17 protein-coding genes and 1 pseudogene are annotated in these 13,887 nt (G+C 59.4%); 8 read left to right on the top strand and 10 right to left on the bottom strand.

The features are described from left to right. Nucleotides 1-60: 60 nt before the first annotated feature. Nucleotides 61-789, top strand: coding sequence for an SDR family oxidoreductase (locus AC1D2N_RS25490; protein WP_130654210.1), 729 nt, complete (start codon nt 61-63; stop codon nt 787-789). A gap of 43 nt (nt 790-832) precedes the next feature. Beyond that, nucleotides 833-1,597, top strand: a complete 765-nt coding sequence (locus AC1D2N_RS25485; protein WP_018449031.1) for an SDR family NAD(P)-dependent oxidoreductase — start codon at nt 833-835, stop codon at nt 1,595-1,597. A 177-nt stretch (nt 1,598-1,774) separates the two neighbouring features. Here AC1D2N_RS25485 and AC1D2N_RS25480 read toward each other — a convergent pair whose 3' ends face one another. Together AC1D2N_RS25480 and AC1D2N_RS25475 are read right to left on the bottom strand one after the other, a co-directional pair. Then, nucleotides 1,775-2,170: a VOC family protein gene (locus tag AC1D2N_RS25480; protein WP_018449032.1), complete on the bottom strand. Its 396-nt coding sequence runs from the start codon at nt 2,168-2,170 to the stop codon at nt 1,775-1,777. A gap of 92 nt (nt 2,171-2,262) precedes the next feature. Next, a complete protein-coding gene (locus AC1D2N_RS25475) occupies nt 2,263-2,691 on the bottom strand; it encodes a tautomerase family protein (RefSeq protein WP_018449033.1) in 429 nt (142 codons plus the stop codon). A gap of 119 nt (nt 2,692-2,810) precedes the next feature. Between AC1D2N_RS25475 and AC1D2N_RS25470 the strand changes: the two genes are divergently transcribed. Then, nucleotides 2,811-3,410 carry a TetR/AcrR family transcriptional regulator gene (locus AC1D2N_RS25470; RefSeq protein ID WP_018449034.1) on the top strand — a complete coding sequence of 200 codons (600 nt, stop codon included), beginning with the start codon at nt 2,811-2,813 and terminating at the stop codon, nt 3,408-3,410. Between the two features lie 73 nt (nt 3,411-3,483). On the opposite strand, the gene AC1D2N_RS25465 is transcribed toward AC1D2N_RS25470, so the two are convergent. The 6 genes from AC1D2N_RS25465 to rapA2 all read right to left on the bottom strand — a co-directional run bounded on the left by AC1D2N_RS25465 (nt 3,484) and on the right by rapA2 (nt 9,576). Continuing rightward, nucleotides 3,484-4,512 (bottom strand): sensor histidine kinase, encoded by a 1,029-nt coding sequence (locus AC1D2N_RS25465; protein ID WP_018449035.1) that lies wholly within the window; start codon nt 4,510-4,512, stop codon nt 3,484-3,486. Next, nucleotides 4,512-5,216 carry a response regulator gene (locus AC1D2N_RS25460; protein ID WP_018449036.1) on the bottom strand — a complete coding sequence of 235 codons (705 nt, stop codon included), beginning with the start codon at nt 5,214-5,216 and terminating at the stop codon, nt 4,512-4,514. Before AC1D2N_RS25460 ends, AC1D2N_RS25465 begins: the two co-directional genes overlap by 1 nt. A 47-nt stretch (nt 5,217-5,263) precedes the next feature. Then, complete coding sequence (locus tag AC1D2N_RS25455; protein WP_130654211.1) at nt 5,264-6,760, bottom strand: DUF4153 domain-containing protein; 1,497 nt, start codon at nt 6,758-6,760, stop codon at nt 5,264-5,266. Between the two features lie 297 nt (nt 6,761-7,057). Further along, nucleotides 7,058-8,404 carry a helix-turn-helix transcriptional regulator gene (locus AC1D2N_RS25450; protein ID WP_376766762.1) on the bottom strand — a complete coding sequence of 449 codons (1,347 nt, stop codon included), beginning with the start codon at nt 8,402-8,404 and terminating at the stop codon, nt 7,058-7,060. Between the two features lie 76 nt (nt 8,405-8,480). Beyond that, entirely contained in the window at nt 8,481-8,669 is a 189-nt protein-coding gene (locus AC1D2N_RS25445; RefSeq protein WP_018246909.1) for a hypothetical protein, read from the bottom strand. 193 nt (nt 8,670-8,862) lie between these two features. Continuing rightward, the gene (gene rapA2 / locus AC1D2N_RS25440; protein WP_018246908.1) at nt 8,863-9,576 is read right to left on the bottom strand and encodes a calcium-binding lectin RapA2; all 714 of its coding nucleotides are present in this window, start codon (nt 9,574-9,576) and stop codon (nt 8,863-8,865) included. Nucleotides 9,577-10,029: 453 nt separating this feature from the next. Here rapA2 and AC1D2N_RS25435 point away from each other — a divergent pair, with 453 nt between their 5' ends. The 4 genes and pseudogenes from AC1D2N_RS25435 to AC1D2N_RS25420 all read left to right on the top strand — a co-directional run. Further along, complete coding sequence (locus tag AC1D2N_RS25435; RefSeq protein ID WP_165403118.1) at nt 10,030-10,182, top strand: hypothetical protein; 153 nt, start codon at nt 10,030-10,032, stop codon at nt 10,180-10,182. A 40-nt stretch (nt 10,183-10,222) separates the two neighbouring features. Beyond that, nucleotides 10,223-10,459, top strand: coding sequence for a 30S ribosomal protein S21 (rpsU, locus tag AC1D2N_RS25430; RefSeq protein ID WP_018246906.1), 237 nt, complete (start codon nt 10,223-10,225; stop codon nt 10,457-10,459). A 57-nt stretch (nt 10,460-10,516) separates the two neighbouring features. Next, nucleotides 10,517-10,711, top strand: coding sequence for a hypothetical protein (locus tag AC1D2N_RS25425; protein WP_003538349.1), 195 nt, complete (start codon nt 10,517-10,519; stop codon nt 10,709-10,711). 13 nt (nt 10,712-10,724) lie between these two features. Beyond that, a pseudogene (locus tag AC1D2N_RS25420) lies at nt 10,725-10,825 on the top strand (pyridoxamine 5'-phosphate oxidase family protein); the annotation flags it as partial. 51 nt (nt 10,826-10,876) lie between these two features. On the opposite strand, the gene AC1D2N_RS25415 reads toward AC1D2N_RS25420, so the two are convergent. Beyond that, on the bottom strand, nt 10,877-11,788 hold the full coding sequence (locus AC1D2N_RS25415; protein WP_130654212.1) for a LysR family transcriptional regulator: 912 nt from the start codon (nt 11,786-11,788) through the stop codon (nt 10,877-10,879). Between the two features lie 96 nt (nt 11,789-11,884). On the opposite strand from AC1D2N_RS25415, the gene AC1D2N_RS25410 reads away from it, so the two are divergent. Beyond that, nucleotides 11,885-12,760 carry an aldo/keto reductase family oxidoreductase gene (locus tag AC1D2N_RS25410; RefSeq protein WP_113542802.1) on the top strand — a complete coding sequence of 292 codons (876 nt, stop codon included), beginning with the start codon at nt 11,885-11,887 and terminating at the stop codon, nt 12,758-12,760. Nucleotides 12,761-12,876: 116 nt separating this feature from the next. Here the strand turns inward: AC1D2N_RS25410 and ppk2 are convergent, their stop codons facing one another. After that, entirely contained in the window at nt 12,877-13,791 is a 915-nt protein-coding gene (gene ppk2, locus AC1D2N_RS25405; RefSeq protein WP_018246902.1) for a polyphosphate kinase 2, read from the bottom strand. Nucleotides 13,792-13,887: the final 96 nt, after the last annotated feature.

Raw genomic sequence — 13,887 nt, 5'->3', positions numbered from 1 at the left:
ACTTCCGTGATTCGAAGAAAACGGAGATGCTCTAAGCAACCAGGAAACCAGAGGAAGAAAATGGGTCAGGATCTGTCTGGAAAAGTCGCGGCCGTCACCGGAGCGGCGTCGGGTATCGGCCTTGAATGCGCCAAGGCTTTGCTTGCCGCGGGCGCTCGGGTCGTGCTGGTTGACCGCAATGAAGAAGCCTTGAAGGAAATCTGCTCGAAACTCGACGCAAATGCCATTCCGTTGGTCATCGATCTCACCGATCCGAAAAGCGTTGAAGGGATGATGTCGCAGATCCTGGAAAAAGCGGGCCAGCTGGATATCTTCCACGCCAATGCCGGCTCTTACATCGGCGGTGAGGTATTGGGTGGCGACCCTGATGCCTGGGACCGCATGCTCAATCTGAACATCAACGCCGCATTCCGCTCGGTGCATGCCGTTCTGCCGCATATGGTCGAGCGCAAGACCGGCGATATCATCCTGACGAGTTCCGTTGCCGGCATGATCCCGGTCGTCTGGGAACCGATCTACACCGCCTCGAAACATGCGGTCCAGGCATTCGTCCATACGCTGAGGCGGCAGGTGGCCAAGCATGGCTTGCGCGTCGGCGCCATCGCTCCCGGTCCGGTCGTCACCGCCCTTCTCAGCGATTGGCCGCAGGAGAAGCTGGATGAGGCGCTCGCCGCGGGCGGCCTGATGGAGGCGAACGAAGTGGCCGAGGCCGTGCTTTTCATGCTGACTCGCCCACGCAACATTACGATTCGCGATCTCGTTATCCTGCCGCAGAGCGCCGACATCTGACGAAAGCGCGATCGCCTTCAACAATCGCCGAGAGGAAACGGACATGATCTTCGACAGATTTCGCCTGAACGGACAGGTGGCGCTGGTGACCGGCGGCACGCGCGGCATCGGGCTTGCGATCGCCGAGGCGCTCGGCGAGGCGGGCGCCAAAGTCATCATGACGGGCCGAAGCCGCAATGCAGCGGCAGAAGACCGGCTCTCCAAGGCCGGCGTCGATTGCGATTTCATTGTTGCCGACCTGATGAAGGAAAGCGCTGCCGACGAACTCGTCGCTGAGACCCTTTCACGAACAGGACGGCTCGACATCCTTGTCAACAATGCCGGCATCGCCATTCATGGCGACAGCGGCGAGTTCTCCGATGCCATCTGGCGCGAGATCATGACCGTCAATGTCGACACCGTCTTCCGTGCCTGCCGGGCGGCACTCGCACCCATGCGGCGTCAGGGCGGCGGCGCCATCCTCAATATCGGCTCGATTTCGGGCATCGTTTCCAACATTCCGCAGAACCAGGTCGCCTATAACGCCTCCAAGGCGGCGGTCCACATGATGACGAAGAGCCTCGCCAGCGAGGTTGCCGCCGAGAATATCCGCGTCAACGCCATCGCCCCCGGCTATATTGAGACCGATCTGTCGCGTGGCGGCATCGACAATCCCGACTGGTTCCCGACCTGGCGCAGCATGACCCCGATGGGACGCGTCGGGCAGCCGGAGGAGGTGGCGGGTGCCGCATTGTTCCTCTGCTCCGCGGCGGCAAGTTATGTCACCGGCGAAGTGCTGGTTATCGACGGCGGCTATACGACGCGGTAAGACGCGGGCACCGGGTAGGGTAGGGCGTTCGCAGCCGCTTGATCGGGGGCGAGTGTCTCCCCTGCGATCCTGCCGATTGTCCTCTGCGCGCGATATTCTGAATGATTACGACACAGACGCCGACACTTAGCGGGTATCGGGGTGTTATCGGCTCACACTCGCGCATAGAGCACATGCTCACGCCAGGCAATCGAGCATCCACTGGACACCGAAGCGATCCGTGAACTTGCCATAATAGCTTCCCCATGGCTGGACGGCGAGTGGTGTCGTGATCTCTCCGCCCTCGGCCAGCCGTGCGAATAGGCTGTCGGTACTGTCGCGGTCGTCCATGATCAGCATGTGGGCGGAGCCTCGCATCGGCTCCGCATCATGATTGTCCGAGGCGAAGAACAGAACATCAGGTCCTTCGAAACGAGCGTGCATCACCTTGTCCCGCATGGCTTTGCTGGCAACGGGCATCCCGTCCATGCCGTGGCGCTTCAATTGCGTGATCCGGCCAAGCCCGCATTCGGCATAGAAGGCGAGCGCCTCTTCGCAACCTGTGGAAAAGAACAGATAGTTAGCAAGCTGCATGGCTTGGCTCCGTCAAGGCGCCGGACCGCGACGCCTTGGTGTCGCCGGCCCGGCATTGCAAGTCTGAGATTTCCGAGCGTACGCCGCGATCGTTACGAGGCGGCAACCGCACCCTGGATGGCACAGACGAGATCGGCATTGTTGTAGCTGCGGCCGGCGATACCCCAGGCCCCTTCAGGCGCGTAGACGATGTTCGACCATATATGTTCGCGCTTCAGCCGGCCTTCGGCGGCCTGTTCGATGACATCGGCCGCTTTTTCGAAGAAAGCCTGTTTTGCTTCAGCGCTCACCAGCGCGATCTCGGGCAGCTTGAGCTCGACGAAGGCTGCAGCGATCGGCTCTCCCGCCGCAAGCACATGCTCCTGCGGCAGCACATTGATCGTGCCGATAATATTGGCTGTCATGAAGTCATTGCCGGTCAAGCCGGCGGCATCGAGCACCGCGTCCGTCAATCCGGCAAAGGCTTGCGCCTGAGCCTGCTGCGAAAGTAGGCCTTCGGGCACGGTGAGTGTGATAGGCATCGTATATCTCCCTGTTTGAACCGTGACCGCTTATGATATATACCGATCACTCTTTATGAATACACATCGATCACTCTCTTAGCAAGGCATAAAGAGTGATCACTCCAAAAGGGACATAGATGCGATATAGTGCCGAACATAAGCAGGAGACCCGAACGCGCGTCATCGCGGCGGCTGGACAGGTTTTCAGAAAGGAAGGCTATGGCGGTGCTGGCATCGATGCATTGACCAAGGCCGCAGGGGTGACCAACGGTGCCTTCTACGGACACTTCAAGTCCAAGGGTGAAGCCTTTCGCACCGCCGTGCTGACGGGTCTGGAAGAGCTGCGGCAAGGAATTGCGGCGCTGAAGGCCAGGCAACCGAAAGACTGGCTGACGACATTCGTCGGCTACTATCTCGGCTTTAAAAGAACTTGCGATCTGGGCGAGAGCTGCGCTCTGCCGAGCCTCTCCCCCGACGTCATGCGCGCAGACGATGAAACACGAAGCGCCTATACGGCAGAACTCAAACGTCTCATCGAGGAAGTTGCGGTCGGCTTGCCGGAGGGTGAGATACCAGGTCAATCCGAAACACGCCGGGAAGATCAGGCGATCTTGCTACTCGCCATGCTCAGTGGCGGTGTAACCCTCGCCCGCGCTGCTTCCGACCCGGCGCTGTCCAAACGCATTGCAGATGTCATCGCGCAGGCGGCATTGACGGCGATAGAACCTGGAAACTGATCCACTCGCTTGATGACATTGCCTTGCTCAGGACGGGGCAGTGCCGGGATCGCCCTTCCGCGCAATGCCCCTATCAGTCTCTGGAGCGCCAGTTCGGTCCCGGGATGGTGATTTCGAACTCGGTGCCGGCGCCGGTCGTCTGCAGCAGGCGGATCGTCCCGCCATGCGAGCTCAGCATGGCGCGGACGATACCGAGGCCCATGCCGGTGCCGCCCTGTTCGCGGCGGGTGGAGAAGAACGGCTGAAAGATGCGTTGGCGATTTGCCTCGGAAATACCGCTGCCGTCGTCACGAACAAGAATGACGGCTGTTCGGGCGTCGGCCGATACTCTGAGTTCCAACAGCGTGGCGCCGTGCTGAAGAGCGTTTTCGGCAAGGTTGGCAAAGACGATGGCGGCTGCTTCCTGAGGAAGAGCAACCGATATTTCCGTATCGCCTAAGCCGGAAATATCCAGGGCGGGAAATCGCCCGCGCAGTGAGGATATGATGTCGGTGACGCTGCTTCTGCCCTCGGCGACAAGGGTTTCCGCCTGCGCAAGTTCCCTCAGCCGCTGCAGCAACGCATCGAGCCGGACTGCGTCGGCGACGATGTTATCGAGAAAGTGCAAACGCTGCGCCTTCGTCATCGGCCTTTCCGCATCATCGTCGCGTAAAAGTTCGGCGGCACCGCGGATGGCCGTCAGCGGCGATTTCAGTTCGTGGGAGACATGGGCGGCAAAGGAGCTGATATATTCGGTGCGATCGACCAGTTTTCCGGCGAGATCGAGGAAGCTTTGCGACAGCAAAGCGATCTCGCATGTTCCGTAGCTTTCAAGCGGTCGGATCGCCGCCTTGCCGCCACGGGCGATCTCGTCCGCGCGGGCAATCAAGGCGTCGATAGGGCCGGTGATGGTGCGCGTCAGCACATAGGCAACGCCGAGCGTCAGCATGAAGACGACGGCGAGGGCGCCGATTTCCGCAGGTGCCATCCGGTTCGAACTCATCTCCACGGTGCGAAACCAGATGACGATGAGGATCGGCAGCGCCATGACCGCAAGAAGCACGACATAGACGATCAGCGCCAGCGTCGGCCGCCATTTTGTCTTGACCTTGGGCGCCAGCATCAGGCCTTCCTCCCGATTTCACTGCCGAGTTTGAAGCCGATGCCGTGAACCGTTGCAATGACCCCCTGGCCGCCGGCCGCCAGGAACTTGGCCCGGATGTTGCGGATATGGCTGTCGATCGTCCGGTCAGCGACATAGGTACCGGCGCCATAGGCCGCTTCCATCAATTGTTCGCGACTGAAAACCATATCGGGGCGTGACAGCAAAGCATCCAGAATTGCGAATTCGAGCGCCGTCATTGCGATCTCACCATCGCAGAAGGTGACTGTCCTGCCGCGACGATCCAGGCTGAGCGCGCCAGCAACAAGTGTGGCGTGGCGTCTCTCAGGTCCTGCCCCATTGCTGCTGCGCTTCAAAATTGCCTTGACCCTAGCCACGAGTTCTCGCGGGCTGAAAGGTTTGGTGACATAATCGTCTCCGCCAATTTCGAGACCCAGTACCCTGTCGATCTCCTCGTCACGCGCCGAAAGAAACAGGATCGGCAATCCCGACGTCTTGCGGATCTGGCGGCAGACCTCCAGGCCATCCATATCTGGCATGCCGATATCGAGAATGATGAGATCGATGTTGCCTCGGCGGAAGGCCGCCATCGCTTCGGTGCCGTTGCGGGCGGCCATCGATGCCAGGCCGGCGCGCTCAAGCGCAAAGCAAATCACGTCGCGGATGTGAGGTTCGTCATCGACGACGAGAATTCGGGGCGCCATCCACCAGTCCTGCGTTGTTTTTCGTACCTGTTGTCATCGTTCTCTTTCTATCTTGCAATGGCAGCAGGAGATAGAAGATGGGTCTCCAGCCGCGCCGCCCGGAAGGTCCAGTTCCGCCAGTCACGCGGGCGCCGTTCGAAATCCCTGACGAGGTAGTACCGAAATGCCAGCGCTTGATTCCGCTTGTCGACCAGGTAGCCCGGCAACATCTGGAGATAGAGATCGAGCGCCGGAATGACGGAAGGACCGAGCGAGGAGAGATAATCGAGGTCGAGCGGTGGGCCTTCCTGGCTGATTTCCTCGCTATGGACGACATTGAAACGGGCGATCACAGCCGGGAAATCGATGAAGGCGCTGATATAGAGCACCGCAATCAGGGAGGCGAGGTTGGCGGCGATCAGCCACTCGTTGGATCGGTTGAGCAGAATGCGCAGCAGGATCAAGACAAGGCCGATAGCGACGAGTCCCATCCAGAGACCGGCAGCGACACGCAATTCCGTCAACGAATAGACCTCGACGTAAAGCCCGAGCCGCAGCATGGACGACAGGCAGAGAAGGATGTTCTGGCCGATCCAGGCGTGAACGAGGCCGCGGATGAGCAAACTATGATCACCGGGGCCACCGCGCCGCATGGCAACGAGGACGAAACCGGCGGCCAGAAGTGCCGTCGCAATCAGCGGATAGGCGCCGCGATGAGCATATTCAGCATGGCTCATGTGATCGGGCAGATCTGCGCCGCCCCAGAGATAGACGAGATCGAGAAGCGTCTGCACGGCAAAGAGCGCGTTGAACAGGATCAGCGACCGCAACAGCGAGGCATGGCCGAGCGGCGTATTTCTGGTGGGCACGATCATGAAGGGCCTGCCGGCTTGCGACCTCGCAGCGCGACGCTTCAGGTGCGGCCGCAACATTGCCCAGACCACGATGGCGATCATCATCCAGAAGCCGATCCGCCAAAGATCGAAAAGTCGCAGCAGAACCTCAAAACGGATGCTGCGCAGCGCGCTCTCGATCAGCGGATTTGCGGCAGCGAAGAGAAGCACGAAGACCAATGCGAGTATGAGCGGCATGATCCAGAGGCCGACGCCCCGGCGAAGCTCGACGAGGGAGGAACGTTTGGCCGGTGTCGCAAGATATTTTCTGATATCCGCGGCAAGCCGCACGGGAATGACGAGAGCGAAACGGAAAAATACCACGGGCAGGCCCGTCAGGCGACGGGGCATAAGCCTTCCACTGACGAGAGCAATCGACATCAGGGCCACGAGGCAAAGGGCAAAGCCGATCGGTGAAGGCGCTTCCAGCAGGGGAGCTGAAGCCAAGACCGAAAAGCCGAGCAGCAGAGCTACCATCAAAGGCGATGGACTTTTCGTGGCCGAGAGCAGAATGCCGACGCAGACAGCGAGCGCAAAAAGGAAAAGATTTATCCCGGGCTGCTGGCCGAAGATCAGAAAATCCGCAAGAGCCACGAGCCCAAGCAGCGCGGCAATTCGGCCGCTGCCGCGCCTGAGAGGGATTGGTGGCGTCAATGTCTCGGTTGCGTCCATAGTTGCTCCTCTAAATGGCGCTTTTCGATCACGATGAGCATGATCATTGAAACCTTCTCGGCACCCTGAGGCCCGCCTGTCTCCGTCAGCCACCATCCGTCATTGCGGAGGCGATCCGGCAAAGCGGGCGGAGTGAAGCGGGGCGGGATGTCATTCTTGCTCATGGCCGAAGGATGCCGCGCCGGATTGCAGATTCTGTGCAGAGAGTGAGCAGTAATTCAGGAAAATCGCCCTGACCTATGAAGGTCACGCAGCGGCCTCTTCAAAGCATATTGAATGTGAAGATGGCTTGGGAATTTACGATTGCCGCGGAAGGCTCTTCCCCTTCGCACGGGACGGCGCCGCCGTCCTGTTTCCCGCGATCGGGATCGACGCAATCAACCTGGCGAGAGCCGCCTGGGATCGAGTTCCCGTTTTGCCAAAGCATCGGCTAGTGTGTGTTTTTGCCGTGTTGGACGAAATTCCAAGAACCTCGGCAATCTCGGGCAAATTCATTCCGCTGCCGATCAGTGCAGCGACCCGCGTTTCGGCTTCGGTCAGGCCAAAGATGTGTTGCAGTTGTTGCGCTTGCCGGCGCGTCTTTGCTTCTGGATCGACGATTTGAATGAGGACGCGCGCTCCGCTGTCAACCGCATCCCAGATGGAAACCGCTGTCGCTGCAAGCGGCGTGATCATCACCAAATAAGGTGGCAAACCCGATGGCCGAGAGATCGACAAAGCTCCTCCGAACGGCGTGTCCTCGCCATCGGCTATCAGCAACGCCTGGCGAATGGCGTTCACTAGCCGGGTGGATGTCTCTGGAATATGGGCAGCAAGCGAGGGCCTCTCGGATCGGCTGAGGAAAATGCCGTCGGCCTGCTTGAGCAGTGCTTCGGCCGCCGCATTCAACAGAAGGACTGCACCGCGACTATCGATCAGCACGGCCGCGTCAGCCATTGCATCGATCAGCCGTTGCGGCAATTCGGGTGCACGGGCGATCTGGTTTACCTGAAAGGAAAGATCGATTGCCCGCGCCATATGCGGACTCAGCAGCTTCAGCCGTGCCGCCGCTTCGACGGCGTGTTCGTCTTGCTGACGAGACAGGAAAAGAGCGACACCGCCGATACCTCCACGCTCGTGCAGGCTGGCATGCGGCAGGAAGAGCTGATTGAAGATGTGCTGAGGCGCGCAGATATCGGCATAAAACGCCGAATGCCGGACGGCCTCTGCATCGATCAACGTATTGCCGACTGCAATCTCACCCGGCTTTACCTTCTCGAATGCGCGGGCATAGGGGTTTCCCGTATAATGCTGAAGATAGAGCGCATTCAAATCTTCACGCATGCGGCCGGGGATCAAAAAGCTGCCGCGACCATCGGGCGCCTGGTAGACAATATTTCCGGCGATGGCGCCGACGTAGTCAACGATCGAGCAGAGGGTATCCGGCCATAATTCTGAACGGACCGCAGCCTGATAGACAGCATCAATGATATCGACATGATCCATACTAGCGCCGCTCGTTTTCACGATGATGGTTCCGCCAATTGCAACGATCGCACCATTTCGATTACTGCATAAATGTCTAAGGAGAGGCAAGAACAGCGAGCGTCGCCCGATCGGGTGATATCTTGCGCAGTCTCGTTCACTGAAGGACCTGCCGGGCATTTATGGCAAGATCGTTGAAGAGCGAGAGAGGGGGCCTCATCGGCACATCCGTCCAGGCAACGAGGTGAAGGACCTTTTATCTGAACCTTGGCGCGCGCTTGGCATTGTGAAGCAATTCGGAGGCGGTCGCGAACGGCCCGAAAAGCTTGAGCAGCAGCGCTTGTTCCTCGGTATCTATGCGGTGACGCGCGCAGAACTCCGTCACGGACCAGACTTTCGTCAGATCGTCTGTTTCGATTTGCCTGGGTTCGATGTGTTCGGTCAACGGCGTGTCCTCCGAACATGAAGACTACGCCACCCCGGCATTTATAAGAACTAGCTAAAAAGTATTATACCCGCTTTTCAGACCTTCAACATGATTGAACCCCGCCGGCACCGCGCGTCAAAACAAGCGGACATATGAAGACGCCCGCCGATTGCGCGGCGGGCGTTGTGTCCGACTGATTTACTGCTGCTGATCAAGCAAGATGAGCGTCGGTGCCCGTGATGTTGAGCGTCAGAACGCCAGCATCCGTGTGGCCTTCGCCATCGGAGATCTTGTAGTACTGGACGGTTTCCGTGACGTTCTGGCCGGCAGCCAGGTCTTCCGTCAGCGTGTAGGTGAATTCGCCATTCGGCTTGACGTGGAAGACGCCATGGTCGCCGACGATGTCGGTAACAGCGTCGAGGCCGCTCTTGGCGCTGACGTTCGTGCCGTCGAACTGACGCAGGAAGAGCTTGCCGTTATCGCCGGCAATGTCGTTGTCCAGAACGTTGCCGCCGATGGCGTCGCCTTCGTTGAAGCTGTAGTGGTCGTCAACAGCGATCGGCTTTACCTGGGTTACGCCCTGGATGTTCAGGGTGAACAGGCCGACATCGGTATGACCGCTGCCGTCGGAGATCTTGTAGGAAACCTTCTCCTGGTACGATTCACCGTTGGCGAAGCCGATCTTGGCCGCGTCGCTCAGGACATAGGTGTAGCTGCCATCGGGCTTGACGAAGAAAGTGCCGTAGTCGCCCTGGATCTCGGTGACCTGGCTGTTGCCGGCCTTGGCGCCAACGCTTGCGCCGTCGAAGGCGCGCAGGAACAGGTGGCCGTTGTCGGATGAATCGTTGGAAAGCAGATTTCCAGAAATAACGTCGGTTTCTTTAAATGTTGCACTATCATCAGTTGCATGTATCGGCGAAGCCATAGCTCTCTCCTAAAATTGTTTATTGGCGGGTCAATTTCGACCTCAGCGAGCGGCTCCTTTAACAACCTATTAATACTACAAGTCAATGGTCTATTTAACAGAAGGTTAATTTCGATGCCAACCTCCGCGTTGCTTCCATTCCGGCGGAATAATGTCACTTTCAAGCCAAATTGAAGAAAATTCGGCGAAAACTATACCCGGATAACTTGAATAAAATGGCGCTGAGTATATCTGAAGGCGATTGGCGATGCCCGCGCCATGCCATCCGGGCCATCCGTTGCAATTGTGTCCGCCGATACCTATCTTGCGGGAATACCCGATCAAGCGGAAATCTAAGCTGTTGCTGGCTCATGATTGAAGCGCTTGTACATCCGTGCGCGCCGTTATGGCTGCGTGACGGGCAACCCCACAAACAATCGATGACGCCGGCCGAGATCGGCAAAGGAATTCTTTTTGAGCCACATAAATACAGCCACCGCGGTTGCGGTGGCGAAACCGCGTGAGGATGACGAGGCTGTCCGCCGCATTGCTGGAAGCTGGAAGCCGTTTCCCTGCCTTCTCACCCGCCGCGAATTGCGGGCTCTGATCGCCGAGCAGCTTGGCTGAGCCTGCGATCGTCGCACCACCCAAACAAGGAGAACTTGAAATGCAGGTACTCGTCAGAGACAATAATGTCGATCAAGCGCTCAGGGTCTTGAAAAAGAAAATGCAGCGCGAAGGACTGTTCCGTGAAATGAAGGAACGGCGCGCCTATGAAAAGCCGTCCGAACGGCGTGTCAGAGAAAAGGCGCAGGCGATCAGTCGGCATCGCAAGGCCGCACGCAAGAAGATGCAGCGTGAAGGCCTGCTCGCCGGATCCAAGCGGGTGGCGACCACCCGTTAGCAGCCATTCCCAACTAGCCCCGAGCTTCGGCTGCTACATTCCGTGAAAGGACAGACAATGGACGAACTCAATAGCCTCACCGTTTCCGAAGAACGCCTCGAGGATTGCCGCGATGTCGTGGAGCCGGATCTGCAGGATCTGATCCAACGCGCTCTGACATCGGGTTTTTCCCGGGAAGAAGTTCTCATCGCCGTCAGTGAACTGGTCGCCGAAGACTTCGCAATGGTCATGAAAACCCCAAGCGTCCATTGATCGACTGCGTGGTTGGGACAGCCCAGGCACGATCATCAGCTATATCAAGATGGCGGCCGCCGCGGTCTCGAACAGAAACCTGATATGGGCGACAGTGCCGAGGTCAAGCTCTAACGCATGGAAGCACTCAACGAAGATCGGAGGCACGTCTCGGGCCGACAAACATCAAGCCTGATTGGCTGATGCCTTGACGAAATCGATGAACGCCCGGAGCGGCGCGGGCACCAGACGCCGTCCGGGATAATAGAGGAATGGCCCGGAGAAGCGCTGCCACCACGGTTCGAGGATGGGCTCGAGCGCACCGCTGTCGAAATGCGGGCGCAGCCAGTCCTCGAAGAGGCAGACGATCCCTGTTCCTGATATCGCTGCATCGACGGCCAGGTCGGTCGCTCCGCCGACCCGCACGATCAACGGCCCCGTTGGATCGACCCGCACGATCTCGCCATCGCGCTCGAATTCCCACGGCGCCGTAATCGCACCGCTGTCGAAACGGCCCAATATACAGGCATGGCCGAGCAGCTCGCTCGGGTGTTGCGGCCGGCCACGGCGATCCAGGTAGTCGGGGGAGGCGGCGATGGCAAAGCGCTGGACGCGTGGCCCGATCGGTATTGCGATCATATCCTGCTCCAACCGCTCGTCATAGCGGATGCCGGCGTCGCAGCCGGCCGCGATCACGTCGACAAAACTCTCGTCGGTTACCACCTCCAGCCGAATATCGGGATAGGCGGCGAGGAACGCTGGGACGATGGCGGGCAGCACCAGCCGCGCCGCGCTGACCGGCACATTAAGGCGCAACGCACCCGCCGGCCTGTCGCGAAATCCGTTGACGACGTCGAGGGCAGACTCTACCTCGCTCAAGGCAGGGCCGAGCCGCTCCAGCAAGCCCTTGCCCGCTTCGGTCGGGACGACGCTGCGTGTCGTGCGGTTGAGCAGCCTGACGCCGAGTTGGGCCTCCAGGCGACGCACCGCTTCGCTGAGGAAAGAGGCGCTGCTGCCGTTTACGCGCGCCCCTTCACGAAAACCCCCGGCGCGCGCCACGGCAACAAAGGCATTGAGATCACCCAGATCTGCTTTCACTGTTCGCTACTCCGCACAGCCCGTGCGGATTATAGCCAATTTTCACACGTGCCGCCAACGCCTATCTTGGTGTCATCTCTTGAAAGGAGTTAGACCATGTCCACTATCGATCAATCCGGCACGTTCAACCTCGGCGGCCGCAGCGTGAAGCGGCTTGGCTATGGCGCCATGCAGCTCGCTGGTCCTGGCGTGTTTGGTCCGCCCAAAGATCATGGCGCGGCCCTGGCAGTACTGCGCGAGGCGGTCGCGAGCGGCGTAAACCACATCGACACCAGCGACTTCTATGGCCCCCACGTCACCAACCAGATCATTCGTGAAGCGCTGCATCCCTATCGCGACGATCTCACCATCGTCACCAAGATCGGTGCCCGGCGCGGCACGGACGGATCGTGGATGCCGGCCTTCTCGCGTGAAGAACTGACCGCGGCGGTGCACGACAATCTCCGCAATCTCGGCCTTGATGTGCTTGACGTCGTCAATCTCAGGATCATGTTCGACGTGCGCGGCCCGGCCGAAGGGTCGATCGAAGCGCCGCTGACGGTCCTCGCCGATCTCCAACGGCAAGGCCTGGTGCGTCACGTCGGGCTGAGCAACGTCACATCCAAACAGATCACTGAGGGGCGTGGGATCACCGAGATCGTCTGCGTGCAGAACCAGTACAATCTGGCGCATCGGGCCGACGACAGGCTGATTGACGATCTCGCGCACGAAGGCACCGCCTATGTGCCGTTCTTTCCGCTCGGCGGGTTCACCCCACTGCAGTCTTCCACCCTCTCTGAGGTCGCCGCACGCCTTGATGCCACGCCTATGCAGGTGGCGCTCGCCTGGCTGCTGCGTCGTGCGGAAAACATCCTGCTGATCCCCGGCACCTCGTCCGTCAGCCATCTCAGGGAAAATCTCGCCGCCGCCGCGCTCTTGCTGCCGGATGACGCCGTCTCGAAATTGAACCGCATGGCTGATATCGCCGCCTGACGGTCGCCGGCGATCCGACGCTACGCCACGTCTTGCGCGGCGTAGCGGAGCAATCCCTCAAACGATTCCGAATTGAAGAATTATGCGGTAGCCCGCCGCCCAACGCGGCGATGCTTTCAATAGCGCTCCGGCACAAGCATTTCAGGCGGAACCGGCGCCCTGTTGTAATCGGCGTGACGGATGCGGTCTGGCAACTGGATCTCCGGTTTCGGAACATCCTCGTAAGGGATCTGCTCGAGAAGATGGGCAATGCAGTTCAACCGCGCCCTTTTCTTGTCCACGGCCTGAACCACCCACCAAGGCGCATCGGGGCTGTGCGTACGCGCCAGCATCTCTTCCTTGGCTTTGGTGTATTCCTCCCAATGCACACGGCTTTCCATATCCATCGGTGAGAGCTTCCATTGCTTCAGCGGATCGTGGATACGCATCTTGAAGCGGAATTCCTGCTCCTCGTCGGTGATCGAGAACCAGTATTTGATCAACACGATGCCGGAACGGACCAGCATCCGCTCGAATTCAGGCACCGAGCGGAAGAACTCCTCGAGCTCTTCATCGGTGCAGAACCCCATGACGCGCTCGACACCGGCGCGATTGTACCAGCTTCGGTCGAAGAGCACCATTTCGCCGGCGGTCGGAAGATGCGGGACATAACGCTGGAAATACCATTGATGACGTTCCCGCTCGGTAGGGGCGGGCAGCGCGACCGTCCGGCAGACGCGCGGATTGAGCCGCTGGGTCACGCGTTTGATCGCGCCTCCCTTGCCGGCCGAATCCCGGCCTTCGAACAGCACCACCACCTTCAGCTTCTTATGCTGAACCCAATCCTGCAGCCGCACCAGTTCATGCTGCAGCCGGAAGAGCTCGCGGAAGTAGGTCTTTCGCTCGAGTGTCTGCTCCGCCGGCTCCGACATTCCTTCGGCGACGAGATCGTCCAGCCGGTCTTCCTCCATCTGCATTTCCAGCTCTTCATCGAAGCTGTCGGCGATCTCGGCCTTAATACGGCTGAGCTGGTCCTGATGTGTTTGAGACATGGGCTTTTCCTTCCTGCGTTTTCTGACAGGAGCATGTCACTGCGAAGTTTGTGTGACGGTTCGGCTAAGCCAAAGCCGGAACAGCAACGTCCCGAT

The sequence above is a fragment of the Rhizobium sp. P1_B8 genome, from assembly GCF_056406515.1.
This window is presented reverse-complemented; position numbering and strand designations above follow the sequence as displayed.

Excerpts from the sequence above, each read along its gene's own strand:
- AC1D2N_RS25425 (WP_003538349.1), top strand. The coding sequence starts at position 10,517 with ATGGACGAACTCAATAGCCTCACCGTTTCCGAAGAACGCCTCGAGGAT.
- AC1D2N_RS25475 (WP_018449033.1), bottom strand. The coding sequence starts at position 2,691 with ATGCCTATCACACTCACCGTGCCCGAAGGCCTACTTTCGCAGCAGGCT.
- AC1D2N_RS25465 (WP_018449035.1), bottom strand. The coding sequence starts at position 4,512 with ATGCTGGCGCCCAAGGTCAAGACAAAATGGCGGCCGACGCTGGCGCTG.
- AC1D2N_RS25485 (WP_018449031.1), top strand. The coding sequence starts at position 833 with ATGATCTTCGACAGATTTCGCCTGAACGGACAGGTGGCGCTGGTGACC.
- AC1D2N_RS25450 (WP_376766762.1), bottom strand. The coding sequence starts at position 8,404 with ATGCCCGGCAGGTCCTTCAGTGAACGAGACTGCGCAAGATATCACCCG.
- ppk2 (WP_018246902.1), bottom strand. The coding sequence starts at position 13,791 with ATGTCTCAAACACATCAGGACCAGCTCAGCCGTATTAAGGCCGAGATC.
- rpsU (WP_018246906.1), top strand. The coding sequence starts at position 10,223 with ATGCAGGTACTCGTCAGAGACAATAATGTCGATCAAGCGCTCAGGGTC.
- rapA2 (WP_018246908.1), bottom strand. The coding sequence starts at position 9,576 with ATGGCTTCGCCGATACATGCAACTGATGATAGTGCAACATTTAAAGAA.
- AC1D2N_RS25490 (WP_130654210.1), top strand. The coding sequence starts at position 61 with ATGGGTCAGGATCTGTCTGGAAAAGTCGCGGCCGTCACCGGAGCGGCG.
- AC1D2N_RS25410 (WP_113542802.1), top strand. The coding sequence starts at position 11,885 with ATGTCCACTATCGATCAATCCGGCACGTTCAACCTCGGCGGCCGCAGC.
- AC1D2N_RS25470 (WP_018449034.1), top strand. The coding sequence starts at position 2,811 with ATGCGATATAGTGCCGAACATAAGCAGGAGACCCGAACGCGCGTCATC.
- AC1D2N_RS25460 (WP_018449036.1), bottom strand. The coding sequence starts at position 5,216 with ATGGCGCCCCGAATTCTCGTCGTCGATGACGAACCTCACATCCGCGAC.
- AC1D2N_RS25455 (WP_130654211.1), bottom strand. The coding sequence starts at position 6,760 with ATGGACGCAACCGAGACATTGACGCCACCAATCCCTCTCAGGCGCGGC.
- AC1D2N_RS25480 (WP_018449032.1), bottom strand. The coding sequence starts at position 2,170 with ATGCAGCTTGCTAACTATCTGTTCTTTTCCACAGGTTGCGAAGAGGCG.